General features: G+C 48.4%; 13 protein-coding genes. 1 reads left to right on the top strand and 12 read right to left on the bottom strand.

Annotated elements, in window-relative coordinates:
- Positions 1–187 precede the first annotated feature (187 nt).
- From Q3C19_RS08655 to Q3C19_RS08640, 4 genes are all read right to left on the bottom strand, one after another.
- Positions 188–2,863 (bottom strand): transglutaminase domain-containing protein, encoded by a 2,676-nt coding sequence (locus tag Q3C19_RS08655; RefSeq protein WP_302728805.1) that lies wholly within the window; start codon positions 2,861–2,863, stop codon positions 188–190.
- A gap of 310 nt (positions 2,864–3,173) precedes the next feature.
- Positions 3,174–3,593, bottom strand: a complete 420-nt coding sequence (locus Q3C19_RS08650) for a DUF2141 domain-containing protein (protein ID WP_302728645.1) — start codon at positions 3,591–3,593, stop codon at positions 3,174–3,176.
- A gap of 70 nt (positions 3,594–3,663) precedes the next feature.
- A complete protein-coding gene (locus Q3C19_RS08645; protein ID WP_302728803.1) occupies positions 3,664–5,574 on the bottom strand; it encodes a TonB-dependent siderophore receptor in 1,911 nt (636 codons plus the stop codon).
- Between the two features lie 164 nt (positions 5,575–5,738).
- The gene (locus Q3C19_RS08640) at positions 5,739–6,665 is read right to left on the bottom strand and encodes a LytTR family DNA-binding domain-containing protein (RefSeq protein WP_302728643.1); all 927 of its coding nucleotides are present in this window, start codon (positions 6,663–6,665) and stop codon (positions 5,739–5,741) included.
- 219 nt (positions 6,666–6,884) lie between these two features.
- On the opposite strand from Q3C19_RS08640, the gene Q3C19_RS08635 reads away from it, so the two are divergent.
- Positions 6,885–7,010 (top strand): hypothetical protein, encoded by a 126-nt coding sequence (locus tag Q3C19_RS08635; protein ID WP_262483118.1) that lies wholly within the window; start codon positions 6,885–6,887, stop codon positions 7,008–7,010.
- Positions 7,011–7,180: 170 nt separating this feature from the next.
- Here Q3C19_RS08635 and dinB read toward each other — a convergent pair whose 3' ends face one another.
- The 8 genes from dinB to Q3C19_RS08595 all read right to left on the bottom strand — a co-directional run.
- A complete protein-coding gene (gene dinB, locus Q3C19_RS08630) occupies positions 7,181–8,266 on the bottom strand; it encodes a DNA polymerase IV (protein ID WP_302728641.1) in 1,086 nt (361 codons plus the stop codon).
- Positions 8,267–8,442: 176 nt separating this feature from the next.
- On the bottom strand, positions 8,443–10,551 hold the full coding sequence (locus tag Q3C19_RS08625; protein ID WP_302728639.1) for a hypothetical protein: 2,109 nt from the start codon (positions 10,549–10,551) through the stop codon (positions 8,443–8,445).
- 341 nt (positions 10,552–10,892) lie between these two features.
- Positions 10,893–12,233 carry an MATE family efflux transporter gene (locus Q3C19_RS08620; RefSeq protein WP_302728637.1) on the bottom strand — a complete coding sequence of 447 codons (1,341 nt, stop codon included), beginning with the start codon at positions 12,231–12,233 and terminating at the stop codon, positions 10,893–10,895.
- Positions 12,234–12,245: 12 nt separating this feature from the next.
- A complete protein-coding gene (locus Q3C19_RS08615) occupies positions 12,246–12,851 on the bottom strand; it encodes a murein L,D-transpeptidase catalytic domain family protein (protein WP_235817131.1) in 606 nt (201 codons plus the stop codon).
- 349 nt (positions 12,852–13,200) lie between these two features.
- Positions 13,201–14,244, bottom strand: coding sequence for a L,D-transpeptidase (locus tag Q3C19_RS08610; protein ID WP_302728635.1), 1,044 nt, complete (start codon positions 14,242–14,244; stop codon positions 13,201–13,203).
- A 166-nt stretch (positions 14,245–14,410) separates the two neighbouring features.
- Positions 14,411–16,654, bottom strand: coding sequence for a patatin-like phospholipase family protein (locus Q3C19_RS08605; protein WP_302728633.1), 2,244 nt, complete (start codon positions 16,652–16,654; stop codon positions 14,411–14,413).
- Positions 16,655–16,849: 195 nt separating this feature from the next.
- The gene (locus Q3C19_RS08600) at positions 16,850–18,163 is read right to left on the bottom strand and encodes a TolC family protein (protein ID WP_302728631.1); all 1,314 of its coding nucleotides are present in this window, start codon (positions 18,161–18,163) and stop codon (positions 16,850–16,852) included.
- 23 nt (positions 18,164–18,186) lie between these two features.
- The coding region (locus Q3C19_RS08595; protein ID WP_302728629.1) for an efflux RND transporter permease subunit at positions 18,187–20,682 on the bottom strand (2,496 nt) is incomplete at its 5' end.

The following is a 20,682-nucleotide window of genomic DNA, read 5'->3' as shown; positions in this document are numbered from 1 at the left end:
AAAACAAACAATCTGTCCCCCTAAGCAGAATATCTTGCAACCGAAATCTCTCAATTTCTACGTGCAAAGCCTCTTTAAGGCTCTCTGCTTAACAGGACAGATTGACTTATCATCGGTCGGTCAAAATAGCAAACAAAACGTCGCTTTGCCAATGACAGACTTATCTTCTTTTCTACTCATCCATTTCTTATTCAATCCCCTTTATGGTCTTCATCAATTGCTCACCAAGACCGATGGTATATCCCTGCGAGACGAAGACTACACGGTTGAACGTATCGGCGATGATGAAGACAGGCAAATTGCCTGACCGCCTCAGCTTCATGTTCTCGGCTATCTGTTCGGCTATACCGTCGGTGTCGATACCATAGATCACCGTCGAAGGAAGAGCCGGGAAGGAAGAAGGCGTGAACTTGGAAGCCTGCTTCTCGTCGGGGAACAGCAACACCATCTTGCGTCCCCACTTCTCCAGGTCGGCTTTCAAGGCAGCTATGTCGCGCAAAGCATGATTCGTAGGTTCCTGGTTGACACCTAATACACCCACTACGAAGTAACCGCGTCCGCAAGCCTGCAACAGGCTTTGCTGTCCGTCCGTTGCCTTGCCATCCCAACGGGTAAAGAGCGATTCGGAGTTGAAGTTACCTATCACCTGTACTTCATCCTGACTTTCGCGCATCACAAGATCGATGCGGGTTGTCTGTCCCGGTTCGATGCTGAATGAAACCATCCGCGCAAGGACAGCGCCACTGGCCAGACGGGTGCCGGTGACCAACACATAGCTGCCGGCATCCAGCGAAGTACCGTTCTTCAGCAAGCCGGCCCAGGTAGTGCCTTCCGCATTGTTGGCATTGCCTTCTTCGTAGGTCAGCAACTGCAGCATACCTTCGGGGGTAAGTTTCGACAAAGTGAAGTGCGAATAATATTTGGGATTGTCCAACAACTTAATAGGAGTATAAGTTGCCACCAGTTTACCACTCTTTCCTTCTTCTACTTCCGAAGTTGTTTTCTCGAAATCTACATCAATGGCTCCGTTGTCGTTCAGCAATTGAACCTTACCCGTCACTTCGTGAATGCGTGCGGGGATACCCATGCTGCGTGCCATCGATACGAAGAAGATGTCGCGACTGTGCGGATCGGCCAGACGGGCTTTCCATACACCGGCCGGAGATATGGGCGAAGCACCCAGATTACAGTTCTTGTCCACACGGATGTTTTCCGACACCCAAGCGACAAGTTTCATCGGTTCGGCCACGTAAGCTTTGCACTCTTCCTCGGAAACCACTTGCTTGAAGAAGGCTTTATAAGGCGTCAGTGCCTCGTTGCTGACACGCGGATTGCGCACATAGCGGCGGAAAAGGTCGGCATTGGGGCAAAGACGCGACAACATGTGGTCTAGCAATACGTCGAGGGTAACATCGCGCAGGTCTTTCTCCGAAATGCGTTGCAGCAGGTCGAAACCGCCTACCTTCGACTTCTCGGAACGCAGACGGGCCATAAAGTTGGTGATGACGGCATGATTGCCACGCGAAGCCACCAGGATGCGGGCAGCAGCGTCCTCGTCCAGACGATACAGACGGGCAAACTCACGTGCCTTCTCGTCGGTCATGAAGGTGGCGGTATAGGCATTGCGGATAGAGTCTTCGTGTGCCAGACGGCGGTCGTTCTCGGCGCGTTGCTCGGGCGTTACTTCGGGCAGGTTGGCATTCTCGGCAGGAGGCACGATGTCCAGATCGACGGCAAATGCAGCACCCGACTCTTTATCGAGCTTCACTTGCAGCTCGCTGTCCTTGCCGAAAGAAAGTTTGGCAAAGCCTGTCTTTCCGCCTTTCGATGCCCACACCAGCATATCGCCCTTGCCGGCAGTCAGCGAGGCCTTGCCTTCGGCATCGGTCTGCTTGCGGGCTACGGTATAGAATTCGGCATAGTTATAGAGTTTGAACTCGACAATGGCATCGGGCACAGGCTTGCCTCCGGCGTCTACTACCTGCACCACGGCACGGGCTGTCGGGGCGTAATTGTCTATCACATTGATTTCCGTATAGCAATTGGTCACGGACATTACTTCTTCGGGGCCTTCGTAGCGTCCGAACACCTTGGTGTGCATCAGCATTCCCCGGCTGGCTGGGGCGTTGAACCATCCCAGGTCAAGTACGGGCTCGGGCTCGCAGGCTCCCAGGAAGTGCCACTTGCCGTCGGCCCACGCTTCTACCCAGGCATGATTGTCGTCGGTGTGCGCCCAACGGGGCGTATAGACCTGACGCGCCGGTATGCCTACCGAACGCAAAGCGGCCACCAGCAAGGTAGACTCTTCGCCGCAACGGCCATAAGCCGTACGGACAGTAGCCATAGGCGAACTGGTGCGGGCATCGCTTGGCTGATAGACGGCCTTCTCGTGACACCAGTGGTTCACTTCGAGGATGGCGTCGTGCAGCGAAAGTTGCTTCACGCGGTCTTTCAGTTCCTTATAGAATACGACACGTGCACTGTCCAGATGCTCGTTGTTCACCCGCGCCGGAAGCACAAAGTGACGGAACAGCTCTTCGGGAATATCGCCGCCCCAGGGCATTTCGTCGGCTGCCTGACGCGATGCACGTACGTTCATCAGGTGGAATTCGCCCGGATAATCGGTAATGTCGGCCAGGGGCATGTAGGCATAAAGAAACTCCAGTGCCTCGCGCTCGTACGTGTCAAGGTCGGTGTCGAGCACGGCAAACAGGTCGCCCTGCGGCATCTGTTTCTTTTTCAGTTCCAGGTCTTGTTCTACCTTGGCACGGTATTCGGCATCTTTGATAAAATGGGAATTGCCGCACGCTGCAAGCAAGCACGACAGCAATAAGAAGTAAAGGGGAAGAAAACGAGTTCGCATAAGATTAAATTTATGTTGGTTACTCGGACAAAGATACTGAATGATGAGCGCAATACAAAAAGAAGCCTGCTTATTTTTTATTACCGAACCGCATCCCTCCCCTTCCGTTTCCGAATCGGCAGACTGCTTTTTATCACGGAAAAGGCTGGCATCTTCGGACAGAACTCCAAGCCTGTCGGACAGTGCACGCTGGCTGCACAGCCACTGCAAACAGGTTGCAGCATCACTGCAAAGGCGTTGCAGCGTCACTGCAAACCGCTTTGCAGCGACAGTGCAACGGGCGTGCACTGCTTCCGGCACCGGCGGAACGTCACTTCAACGTCAGCACCAAGGTGGTGTCGGCCTTCAGCTCGAAGCGGCAATCCTTATAGGCCGGCGGTCCCATCACGCCTTCGGCATCGTTGCTGAAGCCATACTTCTCCAGCGGGATGCCGTAAGTGCCAGTGTCCAGCCGACCGTTTCCGTTGGCATCGTGAAAGACGGAAATGGCGTAACTTCCTGCGGGAAGTCCCTGACAGGGAATGCGGACGGTGCTGTCTTTTGCTTCGACCTGAAACCCGGTCAAAGGTTTCTTCAGAAAAGTCTCTTCCGACGCGTAAACGGCTACGAAGAGGGAACCCTCCGGCCGCTCGATGCCGCGTACTTCGATTGTCAGATTCGGTGTGCCCGCCGTGCCGGCAAATGCTTCGGCCAGCAGGAGGCATCCAAGGGAAATAAACCATGTTTTCATAAGCTGTGTAAATAGTGATGTGAATAATATAAAATGAATAATATGACTCATACAGCCGGGCTGCCCCGCCTCAGAAGTTGGAGACGTCGTAAGCCGCCTTCTTGCCCAAGGTGATGAAAACGCCGACGTAGAAGAAATGGTCGTCCGACGCCCATACGGGCTGCCCGTCCACCCGACCGAACTCGTTGCGGCGTCCCAGGATGTTTGTGGCCGAGGCGTGGACGATGACTTTCTTACTCGGGAGGAACGTCAGCCCCAAGTCCAGGCTGTTGTAGGGCTTCACTTCGTCGTTCATCAGGCCGGGCAGCTGCGCATTGTGGTACGGACGGCCGCTGCTGAAGCGATTGGTCACACCGATAATGGTGCGCAGGCGTGGCACGGAGTACTTCAGTGTGAGCGACGCATTGTGGCGGGTGGCGTATTGGGGCGTCGTCAGTTCGGCATACTCCCGATACTTCCTGCGGGATATATTATAGGTATAGGAAAGATAATACTCGAAGTTGTGCAGCGACACGTCGTCGAAGAAGAAGAGGTCGAAGCCCTTGCTATAGCCGTAGCCGTGCGAAGTAACCTGACGGACACCTGCCCCGTCGGTCTCGGCCAGCGCCAGCCGGCTGTAGTCCTTGTAGTAGCATTCGGCCTTCAGCAGGCGGCCATTGCAGTCGTAGCGGGCACCCACGTTGTATTGCACACAGACCTCTGAAGCCGGACGGGACTGCTGTACCAACCAGACATTCTCGGGCAACTGCGTGTAGCGGCCCGCCGTAGCCGAAAACATCCAGCGGTCGCGATAGTAGTTCAGTGCCACGCGGGGTGAAAAGTTCCACGTACGACCGGCCGACACATATTCCGTCCGGCAGGAAAGCTCCGCCTTGAGCGACTCCCACGGATAGTAAACGGCCGAAAGGAAGCCCGCCCCTATGGTGGGGCTGATGCGGTTGTGGCTGTCTACATCGGCCGGAGCTAAAACATAAGCGTCTTCGTAGTGCCGGAAGAATCCTTCCATGCCCGCCTCCATGCGGAGTGTCGGCAAGAAACGTTTTCCGGTTTTCGCTTTCAGGTGCCACTCCTGCTGTTGCTCTCGCCAGTGGTCGCCTGCCACGGCTGCTCCGCCTATCTGTCGCGAATAGCGCGAATAGGCCACTCCGCCAAACCACTCCCAGCCGTCGGTTGCCCGGCGACGAAACGTCGAGTTGAAGTAAACATTATCCTCGCCCAAGGCAAACTGTCGCCGCTCGTCTCCCTCGTACAGGGAGAAGTCGGTGCGGTCGTACTGGGCATAAACTTTCAGCACCGTACGGTCGTCGGGCGTATAACGTGCCTGCGAGGCGGCCGAATACATCCGGTAAGGCTTCTCGAAGTCGCGCCGTCCGCTGAAGATACGGTCGTAAAGGCTCAGATTCTGATAGTTAAGGTCGACCGAAACCGACCCTTTCGCGAAAGCACGCGTACCTCCGCCCCCAGCTCCTACCACCGAAGCATTCATTCCCAACTTGGTGACGGGGCTATGGTCTTTCGTCTCAAGCGGCAGCACAGCCGACAAAGCTTCACCATACTCCAGCGGCGCACCGCCCGAAGCCAGATTGACCCCACTGAACATAAAGGTAGAATAACGGCTGCGCGCCACACTGTTCAGACTGACCGAGGTATAAGGATTGAGCACATGCATACCGTCAATGTACGTCTGTGTCTCGTAGCTGCTGCCTCCACGCACCAATAAACGCCCGCTTTCGCCCTCGACCTGCGTCCCCGGCAATGTCTGCAAGGCCTTGTACAGGTCGCCGTTCGCACCGCCCACGGTTACCAGTCCGACAGGTTGCAAATCGTTCCACCGGCTGTTGGCGGCCGGAGTCCTGTGTCCTTTGACCACTACTTCGCCCAAGTCCACACTGTCCGTAAACAGTTGCAGGCGTATCGTATCGGTCACGGTCGTCTGCGCACGGCCAACAGCTACGCATGCCAAAGCAAGGAAATATCCCATCCATAGAATAGCTTTTCTCCTCATTGTCTTCATCGTTTTTGTTTGATTCCGACAGCAAACATAGACGAAGAAAACAAGGCACAAAAATATCCGGGACAGACAGCCCGGATATGTGACCGGCAGACGTCCTCGTGTGACGAACGGCCTGCCTCTGTGACGAATGACTAAGCGTTTATCCCCTTCTCTATCATTGTCTTAACTTGCTTTGCATACGCCCGCGACACCGGTACTTCGTCCCGGCAACCCTCCAGGCGCAAGCGGTATCCCTGCGAATTGCCCGACACATCGGTCACCTTGCCGATGTTGACCAGAAAAGCCCGATGGCAACGCACGATGAAGGGACAGCCTTCCACCGCCTGTTCCATCTGCTTCATGGTGATGCGCAACGTCTTCCGCACTTCTCTCTCTACGCTCCCACTCTCCGGAACATTGTGCTGCCCAGCAGGGCGACAAGTAATCTTCACGTAGTTGCCTTCGGCTTCGGCAAACAGGAAGTCGGCCGCCTCCATTTCGAGCACTTCCTTAGTAGTTCCAGCAAAAAACAGGTGCGAACTCCCGGCGGCGGTACCCCTCTTTTCGGCCACGACAACAGACCGCCCCGTGTGCATCAGACAGGCATTCAGCTCGGTAGCCTCCCTCAGATTACGCGCCAGCACTAAGTTGCGGTTCCACATAATAAAGAAAACAATGGGGAAAGGCGCCAACAACAGTACCCAAACCATGCTGATACCCAGCAAACGCCAATCGGGCGACAAGCCGAACACCCACGCCGTATACAGCCAGTTGAACAATCCTATCAGCAGACAGACAATCAGCGTATGGAGCAACTCCTTGCCCACCGTCCAGTTCTGTTCCTTGTGATAGGCAGGAAACAGCCAGGGCAACAGATAGACCATGATGCTCAGTGCAGCGGAAGATACCACGGCATAGCCCAGCAGCACAGGCAGCTTGCCGGTCTCCATCCGCGAAATGCCGAACGGCTGCAACAGATAAATAATCAGAAAAACGATCAGCGAAGGCACCACTACCGTTTTCCAACGTTTGCACAGCGCCGGATAAGGAGTTTGCAGAAGTTTTATCAGCTTTTTCATTGCTTTTTATATAAGACGGGCAAAGATATACAATATATTTGTAATATCCGGATAGCAAAACAGGGTTTCTTCAAAAGAAAATAGAATATGCAAGCATTATTTTTATGTTCTACAACATACACCTTGCGAACAATTTGTATCTTTGCAGTGTTATTAGAGAAAAGAAAAAGAAGTAAGAACCGCTTTCCGAAACGCGGGAAGCACAAAAAGAAGATGATTATGAAAAAAGACGTAAATGAAATTATGATGTTGCAGTACCGTATCAAACGTTATCAGTCGATGAGAAACGGTGCCATGTGCCAAGCCCTTAGTGGCAAACTCCAGAAACTGCTTGCCAAGCAGTAATCGGAACTGAATGTAAAAGCGCTTGCCTCCGCAAGCCTGATAAGATGTAAATAAACAACCCTTTAAATAAAATGAGTGAAGAGGATGTATCGCAAAAAGATACATTCTCTTTTTTCTTTATCCCTGCCCAAGGAGAAGGTAACAACTACCAACCTCGCCCCGACATTCACTTACTCCCAGTCGCTGAACTCGAAACTGAGCTGCTCCCATACTCCTTTCTTCGCCTCTTCCTCGTGCGGATTGGAGATGGAAAGGCCGATGAGCCGGATGGGATGCTGCTCGTAATCGACTTCCTTCAGCAGTTGCTTGGCCAATGGCAGAATCTCGTCGAGCGTATGAAGTTCCTGTGGACGGGTCGTGCTGCGGGTTATCTGACTGAAGTCGTGAAACTTAATCTTCAACGTCAGCGTATTCCCCTTGAAGTTATGACGCTCCAGCCTGCCTGTCAGTTCCACCGCTACATGATACAGCTCGATGATTATCGACGAACGGCGGGAAATGTCCTTCTCCAACGTATGCTCGCAACCTACCGACTTACGGATGCGCACCGCCTCGACAGGACGCAAATCGATGCCTCGGGCAAAGTCGTAATAAACGCTCCCCATCTTGCCAAATTCCTGCGTCAGCATCGCAAGCGAACGGGTACGAAGCTGTTCGCCGTTGTGTATGCCCAGCAGGTGCATCTTCTTGGCTGTGACAGGCCCTACTCCCCAGAAACTTTCGATAGGCAAACGGGCAATAAAGTCGAGTGCCTGGTCGGGATGAATGGTGCACAGTCCGTCGGGTTTGCGGTAGTCGGAAGCAATCTTAGCCAGAAATTTGTTGTAGGAAACACCGGCTGAGGCCACCAGATTCAGTTGGCTGCGTATCTTCTGCTTTATCTCGCGGGCTATGTCGACAGCCAGTTCCATGCCCGGCTTGTTATGGGTGACATCCAGGAAAGCCTCATCCAGCGAAAGAGGTTCTATCAGGTCGGTATACTCGTGGAATATCTCGTGTATCTGACGCGACACTGCCTTGTACACGTCCATCCTGCCGGGAATGAAAATCAGGGAAGGGCACAAACGTTTGGCCTTCTGCGACGACATGGCCGACCGCACTCCATAGCGGCGAGCCTCGTAACTGGCCGTAGCCACTACTCCCCGCTCTTCGGCACGACCTACGGCAATAGGTTTGCCCCGCAACTCGGGATGGTCGCGCTGTTCTACGGATGCATAGAAGGCATCCATGTCGATGTGTATGATTTTACGTTCCATTGTCAGCTTTCCTTTTTTCGGCAAGGCAAGGACAAATATAGTGCACTTTTACGAAATAAAGGAATGACGGAAGTCAAATACAACGGAGGGGATGAGAAAAAAATGAAAGGATAAAAAAAGAACTTCCTGCCCGTCTCCGGATGCATGTGAAGAGCGGACAGGAAGTTTATAACCGATTATTTCGACTTGAAAATAATCTTATAGATCTTAGGCATACCGTTATAACGGCATGTTACGGTAGCAAAGCCTTCGTCTGCCTTGGCCTGGTCGATCTTGATATCAACTTTCTTATTCGATGCCTTGGCAGTAACTTTGGGGAACGCCTTGCCAGCTGCGGCAACTTCGTAGACTACCTCGTAGTGCGAATAGTCGGCAATACCGTTTTCGTTTGTCGAGCGTACCGGCGTCTTGGGCAGTTCGATTACTTCGCCCCCTACCTTCACCGTCACTTCGGGTACTACCGGACGGACAATCGGATGCTTGGCCGAGCTGAATCCCAAACCGGACATATCGAACAGCGGAGCCTGGCCTTCGCCCTCGGCCACCAGATAGATGGCATGTTTCTTATCCAGATGATCTACCACATCAGCCACATTCAGCGTGAACTTGGTTTCTTTCTGTGCAGCACCTGCCGGAACTTCGATCACGCCAATCTTCTTGCCTTTCCATACGGCATTGTCCCACGGAGCATCCAGCCATACATTCACCTTGAATGCCTTGTCGGTACGCGGAGTGATGAAAAGGTTGAACACCGTACCGTTTCCGGGCTTCGTGCCTTCGAAAGCCTTGATGCCGTTCTTGTTCTTATCCAGTCCGCCAAAACCAAAGTACTTATAGCCGATGATGACACCGTTGCGTACTCCTGTTATTGGCATGTGGTTGTCCCATACATCCCAGGAATCCTGCTGAACGCCGGTATCGGACAGGTAGCAGGCATAACCGGCCGAGTAATAACGATACGGATCGAGACCGAAGATGTGGAATCCCTCGGAGGTAACTTCCGCTCCAGTATATTCGTGGCCGTTGCTGTCTTTGGCCGTCCACTTATGGTCGTCGGCATAAGCATCGTAACCGGTAATGGTCACCTTGCCGCCTTCGGAAACAGGTTTCTCGTCCCACTCTATCTTGATGGGCGCCACTACGGCCTGACGGGCAAAACCGAAGTTACGGGGCGGACGGTGATAGAATACATACCACTGACCGTTGATTTCCTCGATACTGCCGTGCGTGTTGTGTCCACCGTTGGTAGTCACCAGCGACTTACCGTCCTCGCTTACTTCCGGACCACGCGAGTCTACAACGACGCCACCGATTTTCCACGGTCCGAGCGGAGTGTCACCATAAGCATAACGCAGGGTGGAGTTACTGCTTCCCATACCATAGTCGGGACCAGAGTATCCACTATAAACCGATACATACTTATTTCCTACTTTACGGATGGAGGAAGCTTCGAAGAAGTTGAAAGCCCCCAAATCCTGTCCCGGATAGACGTTAGGATAAACGGCATCGGCCGGGTCGCGAACTACGCCATACCGACGTCCTGCCGGCATATTAAACGGAATCACCTCCTTACCGGGACGTACCGAATACATGGTGTTCTGGTCCAATTCGGCGGCCGACGAGCGCTGGAATCCCCAGAAGCCGTAGGCACGGAAGCCGATTTTGTAATCCGGATCGTTCGAGTCGGTGATCTGCTCTACATAAACCGAAGGGTCAAAGCCCATGATACTGCCCGGCAATGCCTTCCGACCGTCTTCGGTCACATTCACCGGAGTAAACGGTCCGTCCGGACGAGTGCTCTTTGCAACCATTGCCTCGCGGAACGGGCCACGGCTGTGCGGATACAGGTAGTACTCGCGAGTACCATCCCAACGGTTCACCTCCACGAGGTCGGGAGCGTACATCACGTCCCATTGCCCGTCAATGTGATAGGTGAAAATCGGGCCTTCGTCACGCCAGTTCTGCAAGTCCTCTACCGGAGCAGACCAAGCACGGATATCCGGTCCGCAATAGCTGTCGAGGCGCAAATCGTGCGAACCGATGATGTACACTCTGTACTTACCGGGATTGTCCGGGTCCTCAAACACGCGTGGTTCTCCATCGGGCACATGTTCCCACAAAGGGAGATAAGGGTTACCGATACTTTCAAACACAGGCTCTTTAACAGCTTCCCCGCCATCATCCGTTTTCGAAGAAAAAGCCCATCCACTAGCAGCCAGCGAAAGTGCGGCTACATACAAGAAGGTGCTTGGCCTTCTTTTTTGTCCATTTCTCTTGAGTTTCATAAATTATTAATTTTAAGGAATACTTTTTGCTGATATTCTGCAAGGCTTCAGCAAATTAAAAACATCTGTCTCAATGTTTACACATCACTGATAGACAAACCGTTAAGGATACATCCGCAACTCCTCGTCTATTATTGCGTGTAAAACGTACATGCAATATTGGCAATTTAATCGACATCTGCAAGAGAAAATATCGAAACCTGAAGGCAAAACAGGCAAAATCTGTTACCTCCGGCCATCGGCCCGGTACAGGAAACAGACGGTCGGATACAAGAAGACCTTGCATGCGACAACAGAAAAAAATCTCATGAAAAGAAAGGTATCGGCCCCAACCTTTTCATCTACATCTTACGCCTCATCCGCCGATAGACGTATATGAATGCAGGAATCAGGAAAGCATCTGCAAACACCCATGCCGTAGGGTCGCCAAAGCAGACGGCCAGATAACCGAATACCGGTACGACAAACACACTGACCAGGATTCTGGCTATCATCTCGGACACACCGGAAAGCATGGCCAGACTGGTATATCCGACTCCCTGAATGGTGTAGCGCAGGATGCAGAGCAGGCCCAGTACGGGAAAGAACGATACCGAAACATGCAGGAACAGGGCCGTATCCTTCAGAATCTCGGTCTCGGAAGCATCGACAAACAGCAAGGCAATCGTACGTGCACTGGTCATCAGTACCACGAAGGTAAAGGCCCAATAGATCATCATCATCAACGCACTCGACTTCACCCCTTGCCAGACACGTTCAGGCTTACCCGCACCGTAATTCTGTCCCGAATACGTAGCCATGGCTATGCCGAGACTTTCAAACGGGCACATGAAGAACATCTTGATGCGCATGGCAGCCGTAAAGGCAGCCACACAGGCTGTGCCCAACGCATTGTTGGCACTCTGCAGCATGATACTGCCAATGGCCGTAATCGAGAACTGAAGTCCCATCGGCACCCCGATATACATCAGCCGGCGGGCCAACGAAGCATCGTACTTACGTTCGGCAGGCGTCGTACGAAGAATATCGAACTTCTTCGCCATATAGAAGTAGCAAAGGACAGCCGAAACTGCCTGCGATACCAGCGTGGCAATGGCCGCGCCGGCTACTCCCCACCCCAGGACGAGGATGCAGAAAAGGTCGAGCACAATGTTCAACACCGTCGAAAGCAACAGGAACCAGAACGGGGTCTTACTGTCGCCCAAGGCACGGATGATGCTGGACAGCAGATTGTAGAAGAACGTACAGGGCACACCGATAAAAGTGAACAGCAGATAGCGATATGCTCCCTCGAAGATATTGTCCGGCGTACGCATCCAGTGCAGGATATTGCCGCACAGCAGACTGGTAACTACGGCTATCACGACCGACATCACCGCTGCCAGCTGCAGACTGACGAACACATAACGGCGCATCGTCGTATAGTCGCATGCACCGAACTTCTGGGCGATGGGGATGCCGAAGCCGCCACAACATCCGTTGCAAAAACCCAGAATAAGAAAGACGACCGACGTGCTGGCACCCACCGATGCCAGCGCATCAATGCCCAAGAAGCGTCCGACAATGGCCGCATCTACCAGCGAATAAGTCTGCTGGAGCAGATTGCCTAAAAGAAGAGGTAAAGCAAAATTAAATATCAATGGAAGGGAACGGCCTTCCGTCATTGCTTTAATGCTTGCCATATTGGTTTCCTTTCAACTGAAAAAACTGCTTTGCGCCAGATAATCGGGCGTTTCAGCGTATATAAACATCACACTCCCTCCCTTGATAGCGTCGATAATGGGGCGTGAAAGGGCACGGGGAACGGCCGGACATCCGAAACTGCGCCCCAGGCGCCGCCCACCGCTGATGACGGAAGGGTCGGCATAGTCGGCACCGTGCATCACGATGGCACGCTCGCGGGCGTGGTCGTTGATGCCCTTCTCCAGTCCGTTCAGAATCAGCGAATAACCATTGCTGCCCTGATAGGTCGATTCGGTCAGATAAAATCCTAAGGAACTTTTCAGTGAGCCGTTTTCGTTCGAAAAAGAAGTGGCGTACATCTCTCCGCTATTCTTTCCGTGAGCCACCAGAGACGAGAACAGCATCTTACGTTCCTTCATGTCGAATACGAAAAGCCGCTCACGGGTCGATGGTTGCGAAAAGTCTATCAGCGTCAGCACGTCGCGCTTGCGTCCTGCCACCTTATAATATCCGGTTACTGCCTGCCTGAAAGCCTCCCAGCCGACAACCCCTTCCAAGTCCATCGAACGATACAGGGCTGCGCACCCCATCCCCTCGGAGACGGAAAGCGAAGGCATGCATTCTCTGTCTTCCACCCAAGTCACATGCGGCAGACACAGAAAAACAATCAACAACAATAACCTATTATTCAACACAATACGATACGATTCTTTTCGATTACCCTAAAAAAACTGCGCAAAATTACTGCTTTTCTGCCATACGTTCACTACGCATAAAGTTAAATAATACAAGTTTCCCCCTGTTCTTCACAGCCTTTGCCGCACCGATATAAGGAGGGAGACACCAATCATCCCGGATGATTGTATGAATCATCCCCGTTGATTGTAGGAATCATCCGGGATGATTGCACCCAAAGGCTATACATTTCATCCCCTTCCCTGCCTGAGAAGGAAGCCAGATGCAACTCTACTCGATGACAACAATCAGTGATTTCTCGGTCGGCGCCCAATCGTAGACAAACTTCGAATGCGACGTGGCATTGCGCACACACATGTGCGAGCGGGGGATGGTCCCCAACGACCAGCTGTACTCTATCATGGCCGTCCGTGGCACGTTGACGGGTACGCCGTGGATATAGGCACCGTTTGTGAAACGGCTGGCATAAGGTGCATAGCCGCCCGTTGCCGAGGAGCCGTCTTTCAGAAACACCATCTTCTGCTTTTTCTGCTGCAGCAGATACATGCCCAAGGGTGTTTCCTGCGCATAAGGCGGGGCATGGCGGCCGGTAGTTGCCGGATTCATGCTGCGGATGGCCCATTCGCCCGGGGCGGTACGCTCCAGAGTTGTAATGTTCTGGTCGAGGCGGTCGACGAAGACAACGTGATTGAAAATCGTACTGTCGCTCAACTGTTTCAGATAGCGTTCGGGCACCAGCCACTCCTCCTCCCACGTCACCGGATAGACCCTGCAGAAACTGCCTACCTGCCCCCGCAAGTAGGCCAGCGTTCCGTCGCGCCCATAGCGTTCGGGCACCAGCGTATCACCCGGCAAATACATCGGCACGGACTGATAACGCTCCACTCCCAACGTATCGGCCACCCGCTTGTAGGCATTGCGCACGTACTTGCGCACCAAAGGAGCCTCGCGGTTCAGGTTCTTGTAGTTCTGGAGCACTACCCATCGCTCCTGACCTCGCTGCATGTTTTCGATATAGGCCAGGCAGTTGCGGATGACGTCCCACTTGAACGAACGCACCGTGTCCTTATAAGGATAGGTATCATCCAATGTATATTTATCGTACAGCAGTTCTTTGGTCAGGTGAATGTCGTCTGCCCTCAACAGCTTTTCTTCAACAGGAAGAGGCTCTGCCGCCAACGTATCGACTATCTCCGAGGTCATGACTTCCGGCTTATACGTTTCCGACGCAGGCGTCACCTGCTTGCCGGCCTCGCGACATCCGACAAGCACACCCAGCAGCAACAGACTAAAAAAGATATCCAAGCGTTTCATAAACAGGACATAACAGTATACACGAATTTTACATACGAAAATAATATTTTTCTGAATACCGAACAATATATTCCCCACAAATTATGCAGCAAACTTATCCTTCCCGTAAAATACCCGACTCCTATTTCCATGCATCCCAACATGTTGCAATAGGATATTTCTAAAATCAAAAGCAATAACCGATACTTGCATAAAAGCCTATTTTCTTCACCCGATCCGAATAATCAATAGTAGCACTGACAGGTCCCCAGAAACTGTTATAAGAATATTTTATACCCATTCCCCACATATCTTCTCCATGCAGTATTTCATCCATTTGGCCTGCATGCAACATATAATTGCCCACACATGACAAATAATGTTTTTCTGCCAACTTGAACCTTAAGTCAATCCGAGTTCCTATCGCTTTATTCTCTACATGCTCGGTATAGTGAATGCCATAAAATGATTGCTGTCCAAACATATACCGATCATAACATTCTCCCCCTACAAAATTGGAATAATATCCGGGGACTTTATCTCCGAAAACAAAACGTCCAAACAATTCCGGCAATACACAGATTTTATCGCTTATGCTATACGCTCCTTTAATTCTAAACACAAAAGGGAAAAACATATAGCGGCTTTCATCAAATATCCTGCCTACATACAATTCGGGAATCAGACGAACATTGACGCCACGGGTAGGCAGTTCTTTATCATCAAAATTATCATATTCTACATCAAAATATCCCGATAAGAAATAGTTTCCCATTTTCTGATGCAAAGCATCATTGTATGCCGAATACCACTGTGACGCATTGCTGAACCAGTCATATTGAATACCTGTTTTATAATTGAATCTTCTATGCGAATCGTTTTTCATGTATACTTCGACATGATTATTCAAATACGACAAATGTTCTTTGTCTTCACCATATATTTTTAAAATAAAGTCTTTATATGCAATGCGATATGAAGCTCCCAATTTATTCATATTATTAATTCTGAAATTATAGTCTAAATCCAGCCAGGCATTTTTATTGATTTTGGCGGTAGCCGTTACATTATGTTTCTTCCATTTACCAATCGCACCTTGAGCTTTCAGAAGTACCGATGCAATATCTTCCGTATCAATATGCACCCCTATACCAATATTTCCTTTTCCCTTTTCGTGCACAGATATAACCAGAGTATTTTCATTGGCACCATTGTCTGGAACTATCAAATAAGAAACACGGTCAAATAATCCTAATCCCTGTAAACTCCACACTACGCTCTCTGCATCGGCAGCAGAAATAGTCATATCTTTATCAATCTTCAACATCTTATAAAGACTCATTTCATCCAACGTCTCCAAACCTTCTACACGGATAGAGCTTATATAAACCTGATTTGCTTTTTTCCTAAAAGCAGTCTTTTGTAGCGGAATATAATCACCCAACTTCTTTTTCAAAGCAATGATATCGTCCCAATGCTCTCTAGCAACTTTCTCGCCCATTGCTATCATTGTATCTATAGCCGATTGCTTGAAATCTGCCGATGTATACCCTTTTAGTCCCGGATTCATATACAAGTCAACATCCTTCTTGTTTTTCCTGTATTTTTCTTCTCCTGATAAAAATGCTATCCTGTTGGCAATACTCACTACATTCCCGTAGTCTGGTTCAACAAAGGCTTCTGTACTTAAATCGATCCCAATAGTTATATCAGCCCCCATTTCTTTTGCTACATCAACAGGGAAATTATTGAAAATTCCTCCATCCACCAGTACCATGTCATTCCTATATACCGGCTCGAAAACACCGGGCACTGCCATACTGGTCCGCATTGCCAAAGGCAAATTGCCTTTCCTGATCACAATTTCTTTTCCACTTTTCAAGTCTCCTGCTACACAAGCAAAGGGTATAGGTAAAGAATCGAATGATTCTATCTGATGATACCCTGCTGTCAACCCTGTAAATTTATTCAGTATGCCTTGCCCTTTAATGATGCCAGATGGAGCAGATATCTTTTTATCTGCCCCTAAAGAAACATTTACAAGGAAATGCTCTTTTTCATATTTCGTATTAAACGAACTGTACGGACGTGCTATCTGGTCGGTTAAAAGGAACATCCAATCTTGTGTCCTGACCATACTGTCAAGCTCTTCGGCAGTATAGCCAATGGAATAAAGACCACCTATTATTGCTCCCATGCTTGTACCGCTAATAAAATCTATAGGTATTTCAGCTTCTTCCAATACTTTAAGGACTCCAATATGGGCCACTCCTTTGGCTCCTCCTCCACTGAGAACCAAACCCACTTTGGGCCTCACCTCGCCCTGCGCCATTAGCCCATTCGTAAAACACAGACATAACAGAACAAGACAAATTGCGTACTTACTCAAAGTCTGCTTTATCATAACTATATCATATTTTATCAATCCCATAAAATTCCACATCTTGAACTTAAATGATCTTACTTTCGCATAATTATCACCGCTGGTTGTTCCGCATAATCAGCTCTCCACTTCATAATTGCAAACAATACAAAAACGTCATAAAAACCATCAGATAAATATTTGAAGTATTCAAACATTATCTGACAGTAAAATTATATAGCCCAATAACAGACAAACGCCGTTTTATTGTCCTGTATCTTTCTGATACTGAGTTACCTTTATCTTATAATCAATACAAGCATCTGTATATCTATTGCGGCTCTTCTGATATAGTCCCTGTGCATCAAGCAACTCGGACAATGAACATATCCCCGAATGATAATTGTTTGTCTGCATCCTCAGATTCTCTTCCGATTCGCTGACAGCTGATTCTGCAAGTATAATCTGCTTATATGACTCAGTCAATAAATTCCAGCTCTGCTGCATTTTCAACTGTAACTTCTCCCCGCCATCCTGTTGCTGCTGTAGTGCCTTCTTTTCCTCTAACTTTGAACGCTTAAACTTATGGCTTCCTCCCCACCAATCAGAAATTGGTACACTGAGCGTAGCCATCATCACAAAATGATTGCGGCTTCTATCAAACATCCAATCTTCGTATGCATAAGTAACTCCTACTCCTACCGTAGGCAATTGTTGACCCAAAACAATTTTTCGTTTCAACTCATATACTTCCACATTCTTACCTAATAATTTATAAGCAGATAATGAAGGCAACATGGACTGATGATCCACTAAATATTCTGCGGGATTTTTTATCTCAACATCAATTTCAGGAACATCAATATATGATGCGGAATCGAGCGGAATGCCTATATACTGACACAAAGCCATTTTAGAAAGCTGCATTCCATTCTCTACCTGCAACCGTGTACTCTGCAATTCATTCTGTTTTAGCTGTACAGTCAACAAATCGTTATGAGTTGTTATGCCTGTTTTTACAGCAAGGCTTACATCTTTATGCAAATTCTGTAACAGCGTATCAAGTATGGCTAATGTTTTTTCTGCTTCCTTCAAAGACACTATTTTCCAAAAGTATGTCTCTGTTTCCAGTTCCACTTTGTCGGCCGTCATATTAAGTTGTAAACGTGACGCCTCCAATGCCGTTTTAGCCAATTTATTAGAGTTTACAATCTGCCCTCCTGCAAAAATAGGTTGTATGGCAGATGCCGTTATCAAATTTCCTTCCTCCAAAACACCCACTTCCATTGGTGTCTCCAATCCTAAAGAGGGAATTGGCGGTATGACACCTTCAATCAAATTATCATCGGCCTTATAAGAAACAGCCCCAGCCGTAATCTTAGGAAAATATTTTGTGAAAGCATCCTTTTGAGTCTGTTTGGCGGCAGCAACATCTATCCGGCCAGTTTGCATATCTACATTGTTCTTTAAAGCCATTCCCTTACATTCTTCCAATGTAAGAATGCGTTTCTCCTGTGCAATAACCTCTGATACTGTTCCAACAAACAATATGCTTAATATCAAGAATCTAATTTTCATATCCAACATAACATTTCATTATATTACTGGTTTTCAAACTGTAACAATCTTTTTCTCTTTTCACTGCTTCCACTGAATATCATCCAGTAGCATACGGGGAGCACAGTCAACAGAAATATCATTGTAATCAGTGTTCCGAAAAATATCACTGTCCCCATAGGCATCCAAAGTCCACTTCCTCCCAAAATCATTGGAATAACTCCCATAGAAGCAGCAGCCGATGTCAGAAAAATAGGGCGCATACGCCGAGATGCTGAATAATAAATGGCATCCTTCACACGCATTCCTTCCTTATCTCTTAATTCTTCAGCATAATCGACCATGATTATTTCATTACGTACAATAATACCCATAAGGCTCGTGATACCCAAAACACAAGTTACTCCAAAATCCAACCCCATAATTCTTAATCCGACAGCAGTACCAAACACACACAATCCCATACTGCCAAATATCAATAATGCTATGTTTATCCGATGGAAATGAGCTAACAGGATAAAAAATATCATAAAAGCAGCAATCTGCAGAGCAACCATGATAGTAGGCATGTTATCCTGATTCTCTTCCAATTCACCACCATACTCAACATGAATTGTAGAAGGCAAATTCAAACCTTTAATTAATTTATCTACTTTTTCATTGACAGATAAAGTATTGTATCCCCTACAGGGCTCACCAAGTATTGTAACTATATCCACTCCATTCCTACGTACAATCTGACCATCCTTCCAGATAGGAACAATATCTGCCACTTGCCTTAAGAGAACATTACTCATACCACCATAAGCCGGAATTTGCTCATTCATCAAGTCTACATTAGTTGACTTATCGGATTTGGTACTTTTCACGACGATTGGGACATTATAATCTCCTTCCCACACATTTGCCAAAGGCAATCCACTACCATATCGCAATGCCAATGTGCCCTCCAATACCATGTTGCTGATGCCCAAACGCGAAGCTTCGTCTTCCTTAAGCCTAACCTCTGTACAGGCAAGAGGTTCGTTACGATCTGTACGTACATGTTGCATCTCAGGCATATTTTTCATCAATGCAACTATCTGTTGTGCATAATATTTCAACGAATCTGAGTTTTCACCACTTAACCTTATCTCAATAGGATAAGTAGCCATACTGTATATCAATTGCTTAAATTTAATAGTAGCCTCAGGAAAATAGTTTGTATATTTAGGAGCCAGTTCATCCAATATTTCGACAGTTTCTTTCACACCTTTGGTATTCACTATGAATTGAGCGAAATTACTTCCTGGTATCTGAGGAGCATATGATGAATGGAATCGGGGAGAGTTACATCCCTTAAACGAAGTAACTGATACTACCCTCTCATCTTTCCGAATGATACGTTCCAAACTGTCTGCCACCATAGCGGTTTTCTCGATTGAAGTGCCTGTCGGCATATAAATTTCCACAGCAAACTGATTACGATCGGCTGTAGGCAACATACTCTGTGGTTGTCTGGCCAGCATAACACTTCCTATCACAACAGATATTATTCCGATAGCGACAACTGTTTTGGGATATGCAAAACATAATGCAAGTACCTTATCATAAAATGACTGCAAAGTATCAAGAAATGAAAAATGTTTTTCAGTACCCTGCTTCTTCGCAATCGGCTTACGAATAAAATAGAATTGCATGAAAGGTACCAAAAGCATCGCAACCAATAGTGATATTGCTAAAATCAAAGAGATAGCCCAAGGAAAGCTTAATAGAAAATCATGTACTAATCCAACTGTTATCATCAGAAACGGAAAGAATGTAATGCTGATAGCAAGTGTAGCCGATAAAATTGATTTAAAGAAATGTATCGTACTCTCTATCGAAGCATGCCAACGAGACATACCCTCGGACAAACGTTCCAAATAACTATCGATTATTACAATAGAATTATCTACAATCATTCCTAAAGTTACAATCAAGGCTGCCAATGTCACAGTATTCAGTTCCACACCAAACGCATGAAACAACCCAAGCGAGATAAATATGGTAATAGGTATTGTAGAAGCTGCGACCAAAGCCACTTTCATAGGCAACAATAACATAACCACAATGACAACAGCCACGATAGCAATCAACAGTTCGCGCAAGAAATTCTGTACGCTATCATCCACAACTTCACTTTGGTCTGTTATTCTATAAATGCCAACATCCGATGGCAAAGTACTTTTATATGCATCCAATGTTCGATTTACCTCCTCACCCATTTTGACAATATTTTGCCCCTTCTTCATCTCTACACTAAGCAAAATACATTTTTTACCATTATTGGTTATGTAACTTTCAAATGGTGCATACTCTCTTTTTACATCAGCAATGTCTTTCAATCTTATATGGTTGCCCAAAGGATCAGTATAGACAATGAGTTGCTGAATATCATAAACTGTATTCAACGATTCTGCTACATAAATAGGTTGAGTATATGAATCATCTTTTATTCTTCCTCCTGATGTTGTGAATCCTTTTGCAAACAATTTGGCTGCTATCATCTGGTCGTTAAG

It is taken from the genome of Bacteroides sp. ET489, from assembly GCF_030518095.1.
In the GTDB taxonomy this organism is placed as follows: Bacteria; Bacteroidota; Bacteroidia; order Bacteroidales; family Bacteroidaceae; genus Bacteroides; species Bacteroides ndongoniae.
Note: the sequence above shows the minus strand (reverse complement) of the source record. Positions and strands in the feature narration are given on the sequence as shown.

Coding starts and splice junctions, on each gene's coding strand:
- Q3C19_RS08655 (WP_302728805.1), bottom strand. CDS start 2,863: ATGCGAACTCGTTTTCTTCCCCTTTACTTCTTATTGCTGTCGTGCTTG.
- Q3C19_RS08650 (WP_302728645.1), bottom strand. CDS start 3,593: ATGAAAACATGGTTTATTTCCCTTGGATGCCTCCTGCTGGCCGAAGCA.
- Q3C19_RS08645 (WP_302728803.1), bottom strand. CDS start 5,574: ATGGGATATTTCCTTGCTTTGGCATGCGTAGCTGTTGGCCGTGCGCAG.
- Q3C19_RS08640 (WP_302728643.1), bottom strand. CDS start 6,665: ATGAAAAAGCTGATAAAACTTCTGCAAACTCCTTATCCGGCGCTGTGC.
- Q3C19_RS08635 (WP_262483118.1), top strand. CDS start 6,885: ATGAAAAAAGACGTAAATGAAATTATGATGTTGCAGTACCGTATCAAA.
- dinB (WP_302728641.1), bottom strand. CDS start 8,266: ATGGAACGTAAAATCATACACATCGACATGGATGCCTTCTATGCATCC.
- Q3C19_RS08625 (WP_302728639.1), bottom strand. CDS start 10,551: ATGAAACTCAAGAGAAATGGACAAAAAAGAAGGCCAAGCACCTTCTTG.
- Q3C19_RS08620 (WP_302728637.1), bottom strand. CDS start 12,233: ATGGCAAGCATTAAAGCAATGACGGAAGGCCGTTCCCTTCCATTGATA.
- Q3C19_RS08615 (WP_235817131.1), bottom strand. CDS start 12,851: ATGCCTTCGCTTTCCGTCTCCGAGGGGATGGGGTGCGCAGCCCTGTAT.
- Q3C19_RS08610 (WP_302728635.1), bottom strand. CDS start 14,244: ATGAAACGCTTGGATATCTTTTTTAGTCTGTTGCTGCTGGGTGTGCTT.
- Q3C19_RS08605 (WP_302728633.1), bottom strand. CDS start 16,654: ATGGGATTGATAAAATATGATATAGTTATGATAAAGCAGACTTTGAGT.
- Q3C19_RS08600 (WP_302728631.1), bottom strand. CDS start 18,163: ATGAAAATTAGATTCTTGATATTAAGCATATTGTTTGTTGGAACAGTA.